17 protein-coding genes and 2 tRNA genes are annotated in these 16,716 nt (G+C 46.9%); 12 read left to right on the top strand and 7 right to left on the bottom strand.

Going from position 1 to position 16,716, the window contains the following annotated elements:
• The first annotated feature begins 3 nt into the window (after nucleotides 1–3).
• Together thrB and thrC are read left to right on the top strand one after the other, a co-directional pair.
• Nucleotides 4–960 carry a homoserine kinase gene (gene thrB, locus BS19_RS06795; RefSeq protein ID WP_038174292.1) on the top strand — a complete coding sequence of 319 codons (957 nt, stop codon included), beginning with the start codon at nucleotides 4–6 and terminating at the stop codon, nucleotides 958–960.
• Complete coding sequence (gene thrC, locus BS19_RS06790; protein WP_038174211.1) at nucleotides 957–2,240, top strand: threonine synthase; 1,284 nt, start codon at nucleotides 957–959, stop codon at nucleotides 2,238–2,240. Before thrB ends, thrC begins: the two co-directional genes overlap by 4 nt.
• A gap of 53 nt (nucleotides 2,241–2,293) precedes the next feature.
• Here the strand turns inward: thrC and BS19_RS06785 are convergent, their stop codons facing one another.
• The 4 genes from BS19_RS06785 to mtnN all read right to left on the bottom strand — a co-directional run bounded on the left by BS19_RS06785 (nucleotide 2,294) and on the right by mtnN (nucleotide 5,472).
• Entirely contained in the window at nucleotides 2,294–2,914 is a 621-nt protein-coding gene (locus BS19_RS06785; protein WP_038174210.1) for a TRIC cation channel family protein, read from the bottom strand.
• Nucleotides 2,915–2,987: 73 nt separating this feature from the next.
• Complete coding sequence (btuF, locus tag BS19_RS06780) at nucleotides 2,988–3,809, bottom strand: vitamin B12 ABC transporter substrate-binding protein BtuF (RefSeq protein WP_051686506.1); 822 nt, start codon at nucleotides 3,807–3,809, stop codon at nucleotides 2,988–2,990.
• A complete protein-coding gene (locus tag BS19_RS06775) occupies nucleotides 3,810–4,763 on the bottom strand; it encodes a cobalamin biosynthesis family protein (protein ID WP_038174209.1) in 954 nt (317 codons plus the stop codon). It lies immediately after the preceding gene.
• A 13-nt stretch (nucleotides 4,764–4,776) separates the two neighbouring features.
• Nucleotides 4,777–5,472 (bottom strand): 5'-methylthioadenosine/S-adenosylhomocysteine nucleosidase, encoded by a 696-nt coding sequence (gene mtnN / locus BS19_RS06770; RefSeq protein WP_038174207.1) that lies wholly within the window; start codon nucleotides 5,470–5,472, stop codon nucleotides 4,777–4,779.
• Nucleotides 5,473–5,750: 278 nt separating this feature from the next.
• Here mtnN and rpsO point away from each other — a divergent pair, with 278 nt between their 5' ends.
• The 5 genes from rpsO to BS19_RS06745 all read left to right on the top strand — a co-directional run bounded on the left by rpsO (nucleotide 5,751) and on the right by BS19_RS06745 (nucleotide 10,487).
• Nucleotides 5,751–6,020 (top strand): 30S ribosomal protein S15, encoded by a 270-nt coding sequence (gene rpsO, locus BS19_RS06765; RefSeq protein ID WP_038174204.1) that lies wholly within the window; start codon nucleotides 5,751–5,753, stop codon nucleotides 6,018–6,020.
• Nucleotides 6,021–6,342: 322 nt separating this feature from the next.
• Entirely contained in the window at nucleotides 6,343–8,475 is a 2,133-nt protein-coding gene (pnp, locus tag BS19_RS06760; RefSeq protein WP_038174203.1) for a polyribonucleotide nucleotidyltransferase, read from the top strand.
• A gap of 129 nt (nucleotides 8,476–8,604) precedes the next feature.
• Nucleotides 8,605–9,522 carry a lipoprotein NlpI gene (gene nlpI, locus BS19_RS06755; RefSeq protein ID WP_038174201.1) on the top strand — a complete coding sequence of 306 codons (918 nt, stop codon included), beginning with the start codon at nucleotides 8,605–8,607 and terminating at the stop codon, nucleotides 9,520–9,522.
• A 106-nt stretch (nucleotides 9,523–9,628) separates the two neighbouring features.
• Nucleotides 9,629–10,042, top strand: a complete 414-nt coding sequence (locus BS19_RS06750; protein ID WP_038174200.1) for a MarR family winged helix-turn-helix transcriptional regulator — start codon at nucleotides 9,629–9,631, stop codon at nucleotides 10,040–10,042.
• Between the two features lie 115 nt (nucleotides 10,043–10,157).
• Nucleotides 10,158–10,487, top strand: a complete 330-nt coding sequence (locus BS19_RS06745) for a DMT family transporter (protein ID WP_038174198.1) — start codon at nucleotides 10,158–10,160, stop codon at nucleotides 10,485–10,487.
• Between the two features lie 116 nt (nucleotides 10,488–10,603).
• On the opposite strand, the gene BS19_RS06740 is transcribed toward BS19_RS06745, so the two are convergent.
• The 3 genes from BS19_RS06740 to BS19_RS06730 form a co-directional block, all read right to left on the bottom strand.
• Nucleotides 10,604–11,482 (bottom strand): U32 family peptidase, encoded by an 879-nt coding sequence (locus tag BS19_RS06740; protein WP_038174289.1) that lies wholly within the window; start codon nucleotides 11,480–11,482, stop codon nucleotides 10,604–10,606.
• A 34-nt stretch (nucleotides 11,483–11,516) separates the two neighbouring features.
• A complete protein-coding gene (gene ubiU / locus BS19_RS06735; RefSeq protein WP_038174197.1) occupies nucleotides 11,517–12,530 on the bottom strand; it encodes a ubiquinone anaerobic biosynthesis protein UbiU in 1,014 nt (337 codons plus the stop codon).
• A 114-nt stretch (nucleotides 12,531–12,644) separates the two neighbouring features.
• Nucleotides 12,645–14,684 carry a sensor domain-containing protein gene (locus tag BS19_RS06730; protein ID WP_038174195.1) on the bottom strand — a complete coding sequence of 680 codons (2,040 nt, stop codon included), beginning with the start codon at nucleotides 14,682–14,684 and terminating at the stop codon, nucleotides 12,645–12,647.
• A gap of 195 nt (nucleotides 14,685–14,879) precedes the next feature.
• Between BS19_RS06730 and ubiT the strand changes: the two genes are divergently transcribed.
• From ubiT to BS19_RS06705, 5 genes are all read left to right on the top strand, one after another.
• The gene (ubiT, locus tag BS19_RS06725; RefSeq protein ID WP_038174193.1) at nucleotides 14,880–15,407 is read left to right on the top strand and encodes a ubiquinone anaerobic biosynthesis accessory factor UbiT; all 528 of its coding nucleotides are present in this window, start codon (nucleotides 14,880–14,882) and stop codon (nucleotides 15,405–15,407) included.
• Nucleotides 15,391–15,894 (top strand): GNAT family N-acetyltransferase, encoded by a 504-nt coding sequence (locus tag BS19_RS06720; RefSeq protein ID WP_038174190.1) that lies wholly within the window; start codon nucleotides 15,391–15,393, stop codon nucleotides 15,892–15,894. Before ubiT ends, BS19_RS06720 begins: the two co-directional genes overlap by 17 nt.
• Nucleotides 15,895–16,119: 225 nt before the next feature.
• Entirely contained in the window at nucleotides 16,120–16,455 is a 336-nt protein-coding gene (gene secG, locus BS19_RS06715; protein ID WP_038174188.1) for a preprotein translocase subunit SecG, read from the top strand.
• A gap of 29 nt (nucleotides 16,456–16,484) precedes the next feature.
• A tRNA-Leu gene (locus tag BS19_RS06710) sits at nucleotides 16,485–16,568 on the top strand.
• A 56-nt stretch (nucleotides 16,569–16,624) separates the two neighbouring features.
• A tRNA-Met gene (locus tag BS19_RS06705) sits at nucleotides 16,625–16,701 on the top strand.
• Nucleotides 16,702–16,716 lie beyond the last annotated feature (15 nt).

Here is a 16,716-nt window from a genome sequence, read left to right as displayed (position 1 = left end):
GGTATGGATGTAGTAGTGTACGCACCAGCATCAATTGGTAATGTCAGTGTCGGTTTTGACGTATTAGGCGCTGCGGTTTCGCCACTAGATGGCAGTTTGCTTGGCGATCGAGTCATGATCAAAGCCAGCAGTGAGCCGTTTAGCCTCAAGACAGCCGGACGTTTTGTCTCTAAGCTGCCTGAGAATCCTAAAGAGAATATCGTTTACGACTGCTGGCGTGTTTTTGCTCGTGAATTAGACAAAAAATCTGAGTCGCTGTTGCCGCTGGAAATGACACTTGAAAAGAACATGCCGATTGGTTCGGGGCTAGGGTCAAGCGCTTGTTCGATTGTTGCGGCGCTTGATGCGTTGAACCGTTTTCATGGTCAGCCTTTGAATGACACCGAACTACTGGCGTTAATGGGAGAAATGGAAGGGCAGATCTCTGGCGGCATTCATTATGACAACGTCGCGCCGTGCTATCTCGGTGGCGTACAGTTGATGCTCGAAGAATTGGGTATTATCAGCCAAGAAGTCCCCTGTTTTGATGAGTGGTACTGGGTGATGGCGTATCCTGGCATTAAAGTGTCTACGGCAGAAGCTCGCGAGATCTTACCTTCTCAATACCGTCGCCAAGATATCATTGCCCATGGTCGTCATCTGGCTGGCTTTATTCACGCTTGCCATTCGAATCAACCCGAGTTGGCGGCGAAGATGATCAAAGACGTGATCGCAGAACCGTATCGTGAGAAACTGCTACCGGGGTTTGCTGATGCCCGCAAATACGCTTTGTCAGCCGGCGCTTTAGCAACTGGAATTTCTGGCAGTGGCCCAACGTTATTTAGCATTTGTAAAGATAAAGAGGTCGCTGAGCGTGTTGCTCGCTGGCTCGAACAGAATTACGTACAAAATGAACAAGGATTCGTCCATGTTTGTCGCCTCAACAAACACGGTTCGAACGTAACAGGAAGTGAGCTATGAAGCTGTACAACATAAAAGAAAATGACGAACAAGTTTCCTTTGGCCAAGCCGTGCGCCAAGGACTCGGCCGTAACCAAGGCCTGTTTTTCCCGCAACAATTACCAACGTTTGATGATATTGACGCGCTGCTTGCAGAAGACTTTGTTACGCGCAGTACTAAGATTTTATCGGCGTTGATTGGTGATGAATTACCACCAGAACAAGTCAACGCGATGGTTGATGCGGCGTTTCAGTTCCCGGCACCAATTAAGTCAATCAAAGAGGGGGTTTATGCGCTAGAGCTATTCCATGGCCCAACATTAGCGTTTAAAGACTTCGGTGGCCGCTTTATGGCTCAGTCGCTCGCGGCAGTGTCTGATGGTGGAAAAATCACTATATTGACCGCGACTTCGGGTGATACGGGCGCAGCGGTTGCGCATGCTTTCTACGGTATGCAAGACATCAATGTCGTGATCTTGTATCCGCAAGGTAAAATTAGTCCACTGCAAGAGAAGCTATTTTGTACGCTGGGCAACAATATTCACACTGTGGCGATTGATGGTGATTTTGATGCTTGTCAGGCGCTAGTAAAACAAGCATTTGACGATGCAGAGCTGCGTAAAGAGATCGGTTTAAACTCGGCTAACTCAATTAACATCAGTCGTCTTATGGCGCAGATTTGTTACTACTTCGAGGCGGCTGCTCAATTGAGTAAATCGCAGCGTGAAAACTTAGTCATTTCAGTACCAAGTGGTAACTTCGGTAACTTAACTGCGGGTTTATTGGCTAAAGCGCTCGGGTTACCAATCAAACGCTTTATTGCGGCCACGAACGCCAACGATACCGTGCCTCGTTATCTCGAAACGGGTCAGTGGGATCCTAAACCAACGGTGGCGACCACCTCTAATGCGATGGATGTGAGCCAGCCAAATAACTGGCCACGTATCGAAGAGCTGTGCCGTGTTAAAAAGTGGGGTTTAGAGACCTTAGGTAAAGGCGCGGTAACGGATGCGCAAAGTGCTGAGTCAGTGAAAGATCTGCATCAACAAGGTTACCTATGTGAGCCGCATGGTGCGATTGCGTATCGTGTGCTTGATGAGCAGTTGCAAGCGGGTGAAACTGGCTTGTTCTTATGTACCGCCCACCCGGCGAAATTCAAAGAAGTGGTCGATGAGATTTTAGAGTTAGATATCGAACTTCCGGCGCCATTAGCCAAGCACGCGGTTATGGATCTGCTATCGGAACCGCTAGCCAATGATTTCGACGCCTTAAAACAAGTGCTACTCCGAGTGCAGAAATAGACACTCATGAAGCAAAAAAGGTCGCCTCGGCGACCTTTTTTAATCTTGGTAAATTATCGATTAAGGGCGAAAGTGGGCAGCGATAAATGCCAGCGAATCGCACCTAAGCGAATCAAGAGTGTTGAGCACATCCCAGCTAAGAATGCACTGCCGTTATCGGCGCCCATGGCTAATGCGGTAGTGTGGAACACTCCGCCAATAATACACGCCGTGGCATAAACTTCGCTGCGTAAAATCATCGGCACTTCACGGGCGAGTACATCGCGAATGATGCCGCCGCCGCAGCCGGTGATCACACCCATAATGATGGCGACTAACGCAGACTCTTGGTAAATCATCGACTTTTCGACACCAATACCAACAAAGACCGCCAAGCCAATCGCATCACACACGGGCAAGATCCACCAAGAGAGACGCTTGGGGCGACGAACAATGATCATGGTGAGTAAGCAGGTGATGAGGATGGTCCAGAGGTAGTTGGTATCGGTGATCCAAAACACAGGCGTTGCGCCTAATGCCATATCACGGATGGTACCACCACCAATTGCCGTTACACTGCCTAGTACAACGACACCAAAGGGGTCCATTTTAAGTCGGCCTGCTAACAGCACACCTGAAATGGCGAAGATCGCCGTACCGAATAGATCGATAAAGTAAAGCAGCATGGAGTCCATGTTACTAACATCTCTTACAAAATTGAGGGAACAGAAAATGAAGTCGGATTGTACGAGATCTCAGCGTTTAACGTTAGCCTTTTTGTCTTACTGTTTCGAAGTGCTCACACACTTGTTTGATCGCGTTTAACGTTCTTGGCGTCGGTCGATTAATCCAGTCGGAATTGAGCGACCAGACAAATTGATGTTGTACTGCAGAAAGCTGTTCGCGCCATTTATCCCACATATTTGTGTCTGCAATAACATGTTGAGAAGTAAAGATAACGTCTGGGTTTTGCACGATCACTTGCTCTAACCCCACTTGTGGGTAGGGGGCCTCACTATTGGCGAAGACATTGACACCACCACAAAAGCGAAACACTTCACTTGGCCACTTGTTTTGCGCCACAGTGATAATAGGCTGCTGACTTAATTGATAAAAGTAACGCACTTTAGACTGGGTATCATAACTGGTTTTCAAGATAGCTAATTGCTGCCTGAAGTCAGCTGCGGCGCGTTGGCCTATGCTCGGATCATCGGCGTACTGACTCAATTGCTCAATGCTTGTCGCGATATCTTCGAGAGAATTTGCCTGCGAGTAGTAAATAGTAAGGCCAAATTGCTCCAGTTTTTTTAGTTCACCAATGGGGTTGCCTGTCGGCCAAGCGATGATCAGATCAGGTTGCAGAGCAATAATTCGTTCAATCTTGATGCCCTGATAGTTGGAGACTTTTTCCAGCGTTTGCGCCTCAGGCGGGTAATCACTGTGTGCACTAACGGCAACTAACTTATCGCCAAGGCCAGCTGCGAAGGCAATTTCAGTGGCGTGAGGGGCCAAACTGATCACTCGAGTAACGGGCGCCGCGTTGATAGTGGCAGTAAAAAGGATGCAAAAAACAGCAGTGACGAAACGCATTTATATACCTTGATAAATAATGGCCATGAATAAGCTTTGAATTAAAAGCCAGGTCAACATACGCCAAGCGAGAAGTTTTTGCAGTTGAGCGATATGTAAAGCAGAGGGGGCGATTCTTCCTCCCAGTTTCGCTCGCACCGCTTTTTTACCATCGTAAATAGCCGGGCCACCGAGCGACAGTTCTAATTTAGCGCCGACAGCGACAATGAGCCAAGAGGGGCCAGGTAACGGCCAAGAGCTAGCTTGTTGTTTTAGTAGGCCAAACACATACTGAGCTCGTTGCCCTGTGGCGATCATCAATGCAAACAGACGTAATGGGATAAAGTCCATCACGGCCACGGCTCTGACGGCAGGAAGACCAAACGGATTGAAGCGCTGACGAGAAGGGGACCAGGCCCGAGCCAGTTCGACCATCATTCGATAAATAAACGCGCCAATCGCGCCTGCGATAGCATACCAAAACAGCACTCCAACCACGTTGCGACCATATGACATGATCAGGGTTTCTGCGCCTGCTTTGCCCAAGCCGAGCAGCGACAGTGGTTGAGTATTGCGGTTGATAATCGGGTTGAGAAGTGTTCTGGCTTGCGGTTTATCTTCGCGTGCAAGCGCGGTGATAAATTGCGCGCAAAATTTGTCGGTATTGCGCCAATCAATCGCCAGTAACACAAACGCCAGTTCAAATAACAGTGGTTGCCAAACCAGCGGTTTAAGGGCGATAAGCACCGCTAACATCGGCACGATCATCAGTAACCAAGCAAGCGTGCCTGAAATCAGACTTTGGTTATAGTTGGCGTTGGTATTAACTTTGTCTGCAAGTTGCTCAGCGAATTTGTGCCACAGGATTGCTGGGTGTGCTTCTCGTGGGAAGGGCAAAACTAAATGGCACAACAAAGCGCCCCATAGGACTAGGAGCGCGCCGTTAGAGTAAATTTGAGCAAACAAATCTTCCATGATGTGTCTTCGCTTATTTCAGCAGTTCAACCATTTTAATGACCATTTCCGATGAGCTTTGTGCCGCAAGAGGCAAGAACTCTTCGAAGCTCATTGGTGACTCTTTATCGGCCACATCCGAGATGGCGCGAACCACAACAAAAGGAACCTTGAACTGGTGGCACGTCTGTGCAATAGCGGACGCCTCCATTTCTACGGCGATCACGCTTGGGAAGTGCTGACGAATAAACGCTTGGCGCTCGGCGGTGCAAACGAACGCATCACCAGTACAAATCAGGCCGCGTACCGCGTGTTTGCCTTCCATTTGTGCCAGCGCTTTTTCTGCTACGTCGATCAGTTTTTCATCGGCAAGAAAAGCTGCAGGTTGCTGTGCCATTTGGCCCATTTCGTAGCCAAATGCGGTTACGTCTGCATCGTGGTGACGAACTTCAGTTGAAATAACCACATCGCCCAAGTTTAGCGTCGAATCAAACCCACCGGCTGAACCTGTGTTGATCACGATGTCTGGTTGATATTCATTTAACAACACTGTCGTCCCTACGGCGGCGGCCACTTTACCGATACCGGATTGCAGGAGTACAACGTCGACACCGTTGAGCTTGCCAGAGAAGAAAGTACAGCCAGCCTTATTGACGGTTTCACCGTTCTCGATAGCCTGTTTAAGAATAGAAACTTCTTGTTCCATTGCACCGATGATGCCGATTTTCATAATCAATCCTGTTGTTTCAAATAGCTAGGTTTCAATCGCTTAAGTGTAACAGAAAAGGTCACGATGGGAACGCTGAGCAACGAGAACGCAGAGGTTCGAGACGCTATAAGGGCACGAGCGTCTTACTGTTTTTGTTTCGCTATCTTTTAAACCAGTCAGACCGCTCAAATTATCTATTGCTTAACCTCTTTCCATCTCATATAATCCGCGCTTCGCGTAGTGGCTGAATCAGAGATTGGCTGCTACAAATTTAAACTTACTCTTATTAGGAGAGAATAATGTCTCTGAATGCAGAAACTAAAGCAGCAATCGTTGCAGAATACGCTCAAGGCGAAGGCGACACTGGTTCACCAGAAGTTCAAGTAGCTCTACTTACAGCTTCTATCAACCACTTACAAGGTCACTTCAAAGCGCACAAAGCTGATCACCACAGCCGTCGTGGTCTTCTACGCATGGTTTCTCGCCGTCGTAAGCTTCTTGACTACTTGAAAGGCAAAAACCTTTCTCGTTACCAAGATCTAATCAAGCGTCTAGGCCTACGTCGCTAATTAGCGATTGCATAGCAGTTTGTCGAAAAAGGGGCTTTAGGCCCCTTTTTTGTTGCCCCAAACTTATTTTAGGTGCTAGAGCTTAGCCAAATCGAATTAATCCCGCTATACTACGCCCCGCATGCTGTTGATACCGTATAGAGTAACAAAGCATGAGCAACAAGCTCATCACATTACAGTCAACCACGTCGACCAAAAGGTCGCGACTATTCAAAGGAAATTGTTTTAGTTTCTTTTCACTAGTCGCGATTTGTAATGTATTGAGTATCAACCAATACACTCTGATCTCTGCCAAGCAGGGATTGAGAAACAAGGAATAACAATGTTCGAAAAACCAGTTGTTAAAACGTTCCAGTACGGTAACCACACAGTTACTCTAGAAACTGGCGTTATCGCACGTCAAGCTACAGCCGCCGTTATGGTTACTATGGACGATACAGCAGTATTCGTTTCTGTAGTTGGTAAAAAAGAAGCAGTAGAAGGTCAAGATTTCTTCCCTCTAACTGTTAACTACCAAGAGCGTACTTACGCGGCAGGTAAAATCCCAGGTGGTTTCTTCAAGCGTGAAGGCCGTCCATCTGAAGGTGAAACACTGACTGCTCGTCTTATCGACCGTCCAATTCGCCCACTGTTCCCAGACTCGTTTAAAAACGAAGTTCAGGTTATTGCCACGGTAATGTCTGTAAACCCAGACGTTCAACCTGATATGGTTACAATGATCGGTACTTCAGCAGCGCTTGCTATCTCTGGTATCCCGTTCAACGGTCCTATCGGCGCGGCACGTGTTGGTCACATTGATGGTCAACTTGTACTGAACCCAAGCAACACTGAACTAGCAACGTCTAAGCTTGACTTAGTTGTTTCTGGTACTGAAGGCGCAGTGCTTATGGTTGAATCTGAAGCAGACAACCTAACTGAAGAAGAGATGCTGTCTGCTGTGGTATTTGGTCACGAGCAACAACAAGTTGTGATTAAAGCGATCAACGAATTCGCAGCTGAAGTCGCGACTCCAGCTTGGGAATGGCAAGCACCTGTTGTCAACACTGAGCTAAAAGCTCGCGTTGCTGAACTTGCAGAAGCTCGTCTATCTGAAGCGTACCAAATCACTGAGAAAATGGCTCGTTACGAGCAAGTTGGCGCAATCAAGAACGATGTTGTTGCCGCCCTTCTTGCGCAAGACGAAGAACTAAACGAGCGCGAAATCCGCGGCATGCTTGGTTCTCTAGAGAAAAACGTTGTACGTAGCCGTATCATTGCTGGCAACCCACGTATCGACGGTCGTGAAAAAGACATGGTTCGTGCGCTAGACGTACGTACTGGCGTGCTTCCACGTACTCACGGTTCTTCTCTATTCACTCGTGGTGAAACTCAAGCTATCGTGACGGCGACTCTAGGTACGCAGCGTGATGCGCAAATCATCGATGAGCTAACCGGTGAGCGTAAAGATAACTTCCTACTACACTACAACTTCCCTCCATACTGTGTAGGTGAAACTGGTTTTGTAGGTTCGCCTAAGCGTCGTGAAATCGGCCACGGTAAACTGGCTAAACGTGGTATTGCTGCGGTTATGCCTTCTGCGGAAGAATTCCCATACACAGTGCGTGTTGTATCAGAAATCACAGAATCTAACGGTTCTTCATCAATGGCTTCTGTATGTGGTACTTCGCTAGCGCTTATGGATGCGGGTGTACCAATCAAGTCATCTGTTGCGGGTATCGCAATGGGTCTTGTTAAAGAAGGCGATGACTTTGTTGTTCTTTCTGACATCCTTGGTGACGAAGACCACCTAGGTGACATGGACTTTAAAGTAGCGGGTACTAACGACGGTATCACTGCACTTCAGATGGATATCAAGATCGAAGGTATCACTAAAGAGATCATGCAAATTGCGCTTAACCAAGCTCAAGGCGCACGTAAGCACATCCTATCAGTAATGGATCAAGCTATCTCTGGTGCTCGTGACGATATCTCTGAATTTGCTCCACGTATTCATACGATGAAGATCAGTTCTGAGAAGATCAAAGACGTTATCGGTAAAGGTGGTGCAGTTATCCGAGCTCTAACTGAAGAGACGGGTACAACTATCGAAATCGAAGATGACGGTACGATCAAGATTGCTGCAACCGAAGGTGCTGCGGCGCAAGAAGCGATCCGTCGTATTGAAGAGATCACGGCAGAAGTTGAAGTTGGCCGTATCTACTCTGGTAAAGTTGCCCGTCTTGCTGACTTTGGTGCATTCGTTACTATCCTGCCAGGCAAAGATGGCCTAGTACACATCTCTCAAATCGCTGACAAGCGTGTAGAGAAAGTGTCTGACTACCTAGCTGAAGGTCAAGAAGTTCAAGTGAAAGTACTTGAGATTGACCGTCAGGGTCGCGTTCGTCTAAGCATGAAAGAAGCGGTAGAGAGCACAGAAGCACCAGCGGCAGAAGAAAAGCCAGCTGCAGACGCTTAATCAATGCACATTTAGGTCAGTCAGGCGATTAGCCTAACCTGCCAAAAGCATGTTATAAAGGGAGCATTACGCTCCCTTTTTTTATGCGGATGACACTGAGTGTAAACTCAGTAACAGGAGTATTTATCTGTGAAATGGTTTCAAACCGCAACACTTAGCTTAGCCATGCTCATTACGGCAGGCTGTGCTTCAACGTCAAATAATAGTGCGCAGTGGATGTATCCACCGATGGCGGTTCCTCTTCAAGCAAGTGTGCAACAAGAAGTTCAAATCGCGCGCCTATCACAATTATTGCAACGCCCTGATCTTTCCGAGCCAGTTCGGGCAAAAATGCTCTATGAGCGCGGCAACAATTATGACAATGTTGGTTTACGTGACTTAGCTCGACTGGACTATAACCAGTCGCTGGCGCTAAATCCGGCACAACCCGATTTGTTTAACCTGCTTGGTGTCTACTTTACCCAAGTCGGTGAATTTGATGCGGCGTATGATGCGTTTGACTCTACCTTGGAGTTAGATCCTGAAAACTCTTACGCTGAGCGAAATCGAGCCATTGCTCTTTATTATGGTGATCGTATTGATCTGGCGCTTGAAGGTATTCAAACCCATTATGATCAAGATCCAAGTGATCCCTTCCGTGCCTTATGGCGCTATATCATTCAATCGGAGAAGCAACCCGATATCGCTCGTCAAGAGTTGTTGCAAGACTACCAACAGCGCGATGAGCAGTGGGGATGGGTTTTGGTGGCGATCAGTTTAGGTGAAGTGAGCGAAGAGCAAGCCTTTAAGGCCATATTCAGTGGTACGCGTGATAACACTTTACTTGCCCAACGATTAACCGAAACTTATTTTTATCTTGGTAAGCGCTATCAAACGCAAGGGGATTTTGCCAACGCGATTTCTCTCTATAAGCTGGCAATCTCATTCAATGTCTATGAGTATGTTGAGCACCGCTACGCCTTCCTCGAACTAAGTCGTATTTATAATCAGGTCAAAGCTGAACATATGGCTAAAGCGAAACAGCAAACCGAGTTCAGCGAACAATAGCTTTATATCGGCAATCAAAAAAAACCGCTAGCACAGCGGTTTTTTTGATTGCGGCTACGATAAATTGCGCTAGAATAGTTAGCCTTGCTAACTAAATGGTTTGATAATGAGTCTAGAAAGGAACTTGATTGAGCTTGAGCGTTTTTGTGCTAAAGCGTGGCGGGTTTATGCCCAAGAAGATCCATTGGCACGTTTGAGCTTTAATGAGTATGACTACCTGCGCGTGATAGAGGGTTACCCTCAAGGGATGCGTATTACCGATCTGGCGTTGGAAATGAGGGTGACCAAACCTTCTGCTTCGACTATGGTCGCACGGTTAGAAAAGAAAGGCTTAGTAAAGCGAATTGATTGTGCAGAAGATGCACGTGCCAAGCGAGTAATGCTCACCGAACAAGTGATAAAAGATCTTTCGAAAGAGCAGGGGGTGTACAAGGCTATTTCTGAGCAGCTAAAGCGTAAACTGGATCAACAAGAAGTTCAGCAACTGAAAGCGTTGCTAGATAAAGCGCTCGCAACCTAAATCATCCGATGATTTTTTTGTTTATTTAATTAGCCTTGCTAACTACTAGCGCGGGTATGTCGGTCACCAGAGCTTAAAAAGCAGTCAATAGTAATGAGATAGTTGAGGAAGAGATATGACTTATTTGTACCTAGTAATAGCCATTATTGCTGAAGTCATTGCCACTAGTGCTTTAAAAGCGTCGGAAGGCTTTACCAAGCTGGCTCCGAGCGTTTTGGTTGTCATTGGGTATGGGGTTGCATTCTATTTCTTATCCTTGGTTTTGAAAGTGATCCCAGTAGGAATCGCTTATGCTGTATGGTCGGGGCTCGGCGTTGTTTTGGTTGCGAGTATTGGTGTAATCATGTTTGCTCAAAAATTAGATTTCGCCGCTATCGCTGGTATGGTGCTGATTGTGACAGGCGTTATCGTCATGAATGTTTTCTCGAATAGTGTGAGTCATTAGCGCCACACGGATAAGATGAGATCATCGGAGCGATGGTCAACCTTTCCACAAAGATTGGACACGACTGACAAAAAGGGATGAGGCGGTGTACCTCATCCACTTCATGATCACTAACTTTAGATGTTTTTCATTTCTAAACCAGCAAGTTGATGCCAATAGCCGTTGCACTGACGACTGGCGATCTTTTGTGGCGCTAAGCCTTGTTCATTGGCACGGAACTGATCAACTTGAGCCAGAGTTTCGATGCCTAATGGACTTAAGCGCACCACATCAACCAGTTGATCCATACTCGCTAAGTCATTGACTAGGTTATAGCAGTAACCCGATTGAGTTTGAATGCCGTTGAGATTAAACACCTCTTGCCCTTCTTGACTGCTAACGGAAATCCCAGTTGGATACTTAATACAGCAGGTTTCGCAGTCATCTTTGGCTTTGTTTTCGGCCCGAGCAGTAAAGCAGCGTGCCGAATACGCCAGCGGCAAATAGCCATGGCTAAACACTTCAACTTCAAACTGGTTTTTGATGCCGATGTCATCACATTGGATCAATACGTTACTGAGCCATTCGCGCGACAGTTCAACGGGCATACACCAACGAGTCATGCCCTGTTTGAGAAACAGCTTGAGGGTATGGGCATTGTAAGCATTTACTGCCGGGCCGACCACGAAAGGCACTTTTCGTTCGCTGGCCAACTGAATCGCAGCGACATCGTTCGCTTCAATCGCAAAATCACCATTATCAATGTACTTCTTCATCACATTGACTTCACTTGGCGCTTCGAGCAGTGCCATGGTAGAAAGTACCACTTGTTTGCCAGTGGCACTGAGTTGTTTGGCCATCTCAAACCAATCAGCGGGCTTGATTGCACGGCGTTTCGAGCAGACACTTTCGCCAAGGTAGATAATGTCAGCGCTACTCGACTGCGCTTGATGGTAGAAAGCCTCAACTTGTTGTTTTGGCCAAAAGTAGAGCAGTGGCCCCAATGCATATTTCATACGATTTTCCATACTATTCTCCACAACTGAAGCTCTACTGCCATTTACGATGATAAGCGCCGAGAGTTGTTTGAGTTCCCTCAGAGACATTAGCGAGTGCGGCATCCCATTTCGCTTCAACTTGATAAGCTTCAGGGTTGGCTTGGTAACGATCTATCGCTTCACGCCAAGTGCGTGTGACCTGCTCAACATAGGCAGGGCTGCGTTGGCGGCCTTCGATTTTTACCGACGCAACGTTAGCGGCAAATAGCTCAGGTAACATAGAGAGCGTGTTAAGACTCGTTGGCTCTTCAAGGGCATGATAAGCGTGATTTGGTCCACTAATATCGCTCGTAAAGCGGCCTTTACACAGCGTTGGGTAGCCAGCGTTCTCACCATCACGGTAACGATCAATAAGAATATTGTTCAAACGCGACTCTAAACCTTGTTCGGTTTCTTGCCAGCGAACATATTTGGCCGGAGAGCAAGCGCCGACGGTGTTGGGTGATTCACCCGTCATGTAAGAAGAAAGGTAGCAGCGCCCCTCCGACATAATACATAAACTGCCAAAGGCAAAGACTTCAAGTTCGACATCACTGGTGATATTACGTGACAGTTGTTTGACTTGATGGATAGACAACACACGTGGCAAGACAACGCGTTTAACGTTGAAGTTTTGCTGATAGAAATCGATAGCGGCAACATTGGTTGCAGAAGCTTGCACAGAGAGATGCAGTTCCAACTGTGGGTATTTACGCGCCGCATAATCGAGCATCGCAATATCTGCGACAATTAACGCATCGACGCCACTGCTGGCTGCGCGATCAACCGCATCTGTCCAACGTTCAAAGCCATGCGGATGGGCAAAGGTATTGAGTGCCACGTGAATTTTTTTTTGGTGGTCATGAACATACTGCACTGCTTTCTCAAGCTTTTTACCGGTAAAGTTTAAGCCGGCAAAGTGACGCGCATTGGTATCGTCTTTGAAGCCGATATATACCGCATCTGCGCCACAATCAATGGCAGTTTTCAACGCAGGTAAGTTGCCTGCTGGGCATAGGAGTTCCATTGCTGTTACCAATACAGTCTCTTATAAAGTGCAGAGCATTTTATGAAGATATATGAATGGCAGATTTGATGTGAGGCAGGTTTGAGTGAGTTTGTTGAGCAATTTCTAAAAAGGTTAGCTCTTGTGGCGACGATTTTGCGCAAATAGCTCTTCTACTTCCTGACGTGGTTGAGGGCGATGGAAGTGGAAACCCTGAATGGAGTTACAGTTCAGATTTGAAAGCAGGGTCGCTTGCTGTTGTGTTTCTACCCCTTCTGCGACAACGGTCAAATTAAGCGATTTACCTAAATTGATGATGTTTTCGATGACGGTGATCTGCTTGGGCAGTGTGTCGATGTCTGAGATAAAAGCGCGGTCGATTTTTAGCTCATCAAGTGGGAAGCGAGCTAAATAAGAGAGAGAAGAGTAACCAGTGCCGAAGTCGTCGATAGACAGAGCAAAACCGAGTTTTTTAATCGCATTGAGCATCTGCAGCGTGTGATCGCTATCACTCATAACCGCACTTTCGGTGAGTTCGAAAGTGATGCAGCTAGGGTCAAGCTCGGTGGTGCGTAACAGCTTTTCCATGTAATCGATAAGCTTGGGATTGCCAAATTGCTCAGGAGACAAGTTAATCGCAACGCGGCCGGGCAGAATACCTTGCAGCTTCCAACGCTTAACGGTGGTAAATACATCACGCATTACCACACGGCCAAGGTGTTCAATCAAGCCTGCACGCTCGGCAACAGGAATAAAAGCGCCTGGGCTGATATAGCCTTCAATCGGATGCTTCCAGCGAATCAAGGCTTCAGCACCATTAATGCTGAAATCGCGAGCATTAACCTTAGGTTGATACCACACTTCAAGCCCATTTTGCTGTAGCGCTTTTTGTAGTTCGATTTCTAACCAAAGCCGCATGCGCGCTTCTTTATTCATTTGATCGTTAAATTTAATCAAACGATTTCGGCCGCGATCTTTGGCTTCGTACATGGCGGTATCGGCGTTTTGCAGCAAGATGCGCGCATCATTGCCATCACCAGGATACGCCACGCTACCAATCGAGCAGGCAAGACGTTTACTAAAATGGTGAAGGTCAAAAGGCTGATTAATCAGTGAGATGATCCGCTCAGACAGTATCTCTGCCATGCGGTTATTCTCGGGTTCAGGTAGAATAATACCAAACTCATCGCCTCCTAAATGCCCTAATACCGCTTGTTGCGGTAGAAGACGTTTAAGACGAGAAGAGACCTCTTTAATGACCTTATCACCAATATGGTGGCCCAAGGAGTCATTGATGTTTTTGAAGTTATCAATGTCCAAGTAGAGCATGATGAGCGGGGTTTCATTGTGGATCATCTGCTCAAGACGTTTAGTGAAACCAAAGCGATTATAGAGCCCGGTAAGGGAATCTACATGGGCATCTTCTTGATTGTTGACGCGCAAGGTTTTGGGCGTCGTTTCGGCGTCTTGAATCAGCACCAATTGCGAGTCACTACCGAGGAGCATGGTAGCGTCAGCCATTAACTGAACTTTACGTTCAAAGCCACAACGAGGACTGGTTAAACACACCAATGGCGCTTCGCATAAACTGTTGGTCAGAGACTCAGAAAAAACGGTTTTGGTTTTCTCATCGATAAACAGACGTGACAGGCTTTCACCTAAAACATCTTGTGCAGATTCAAGACCTAACAGTCGCAGGGCCGATGGGTTGACTGAGATGACGCAATCGTCCTCGACCAATAAAATCCCTTCCGGAAGTAACGACGTTAAGGTTGAGAACTTGCCCTCAGCCTCGTCTAACGAGCGGATCAGGATCTGCTTTTCAGAGGTATCGATGGCGTGAAAGATGATGTGCTCGATTTTGCCGTCGATGTCGACAGGCGAAACGTTGAAGTGAAGGCTGGTTTCTAAATTTAAATCACCGAGAGTCATCTCGGCCTCAATAGACTCACCTTTGAACGCTCTTTGATAGTAGGGCTTGAGATTATCGTAAAATTGCTGACCCATAATTTGGGCGTCATTCATACCGACGAGCTCTGTCGCAGTCAGTCCAGCGATATCGCAATAGCGTCCGTTAACCACGGCATAGTTATGCTGGTTGTCCAAAACGGCGAAAAAGAACGGGCTATTGGCCGTTATTTTTGTAAACCAGTGCTGTAATTGTTGCGATAGCATCAAGGGGGTCCGACTCTCCAAAGAGCAAAGCATTTATACAAAAAAATTTGTAGGTGTTGTCAACACTATAACTGTCCTTGCCCCGAGTTTAAAGCGCTAAGGGCGCGTGTCTCTTTTTTGATAAATGACAGGAATCGGCGAGCAAACATGCTTTATGATAAGACATTACAGACATCAAAATAACGGATAACTCGCGTGATTAACAAGATTCGCACTCAACTAGTTCAAAATGCCGCATCAATTTTGCGATCCCCAGTCCACTTATTGCCGCAATTTGTACAAAAAAAAGCCTTGCTTGAAGGGTTGAAGATGGTATTCAAAGAGGCGTTAGAAGAGGGGGACTTTGAATTTTTAGCTGGAAAGTGGTTAAAAGTTGAGATTAGAGATCTGCAATTGAGTTGGTTGATCAGTTATCAAGATGAAAAACTGCTTGTTGCAGACACTCCGGTTGCTGAAGATGTGCTGTTCAGCGCTAATCTTAACGACTTAGTGTTGATTGCTGGGCGCAAAGAAGACCCGGATACACTGTTTTTTCAACGTCGTCTTACTATCGAGGGAGATACAGAGTTGGGGCTAGAGGTGAAGAACCTCATGGACAGTGTCGATTTGGAGTCGCTACCGACAGCGTTACAAAGTGTATTAAATCAACTAGCCGACTTTGTGCAAAAAGGCTTACAATCGCCAGTAACACAAAAAGAGGTTATTAATGCTTATTCGAACTGAAGCCCCCGCAGACATTCTTGGCGTCGATCGTTTATTAAAACATGCTTTTGAAACCAAAGCGGAAGCAAACTTAGTGATGAAGCTAAGGGAGAATGGTCGCCGTACGCTATCATTTGTCGCTTGTAGTGATGAAGGTGATGTGGTCGGCTATGTCATGTTTAGTCCTGTGACATTGAATGGTGAAGACCTCAATTGGCAGGGATTAGCGCCGCTTGCGGTTCATCCAGACTATCGCAATCAAGGCATTGCAGAGCAAATCGTCAAAGAGGGGCTGACCTCTTTACTTGAGTTTGGCTATCCTGCCTGCGTGGTTCTCGGATCCCCTGATTATTATGCGCGTTTTGGCTTTGTTGCCAGTGAAGCGCATCAAATGCACTGTCAATGGGAAGTGCCGCCGGGCGTATTTCAGGTTCTGCCATTAGTGGACGGTGAGTTTACTGGTCGTTCAGGTTGTATTGAGTACAGCCCAGAATTCACCGAGCTGTAAGTAATAGACGCCGAATCCAACGCCAAGCGTGGCTTTTTGTCCTTTTTTTGACCGTTCGGTGCCTAAGAGGTATTTTTTTGCAAAAATCCGCTTGTCACTGCAACTGTGTTTGGTTAGTATTGCTCGGCCTTCGGAAAGGAGGTCGCTAGCCTTGTTCTGAAAGCTTGATGAAAAGTGAGTTTTCGAGCGGCGCTGGCTCAACAATTTGGAACATAGGTGGAAATTATGTTTACAGTTCTACTTGTGATTTACCTGTTGGCAGCGGTTGGTGTAATCGGCCTAGTGCTGATTCAACAAGGTAAAGGCGCAGATATGGGAGCCTCATTCGGTGCAGGCGCATCAAACACAGTGTTTGGCGCAGGCGGCTCAGGTAATTTTCTAACCCGAATGACTGCAGTTTTTGCAACAGCATTTTTCATTATCAGCTTAGTGCTAGGCAATATGTCTACACACAAAACTGAATCTCAGTGGATTGACCCAACGCAAGGTCAAATTATCCAACAAGCTGATGATGTTGCGAGTGAAGTTCCAGCCCCTAAGGGTGACGAAATTCCTCAATAAGCTATTTTCTAGCTGAAATAGAATTAGCTGCCGAGATGGTGAAATTGGTAGACACGCTAGCATGAGGTGCTAGTGCCTTTGGTGTGAGGGTTCGAGTCCCTCTCTCGGCACCATTGATTTACAAACTTGTAAAACATCTTCGAGAGCGTATAATGCTCGACAAGTCGGACGCGGGGTGGAGCAGTTTGGTAGCTCGTCGGGCTCATAACCCGAAGGTCGTCGGTTCAAATCCGGCCCCCGCAACCAATCCTTTTCAGGATT

The sequence above is a fragment of the Vibrio pacinii DSM 19139 genome, assembly GCF_000711795.1.
Classification (GTDB): Bacteria; Pseudomonadota; Gammaproteobacteria; order Enterobacterales; family Vibrionaceae; genus Vibrio; species Vibrio pacinii.
This window is presented reverse-complemented; position numbering and strand designations above follow the sequence as displayed.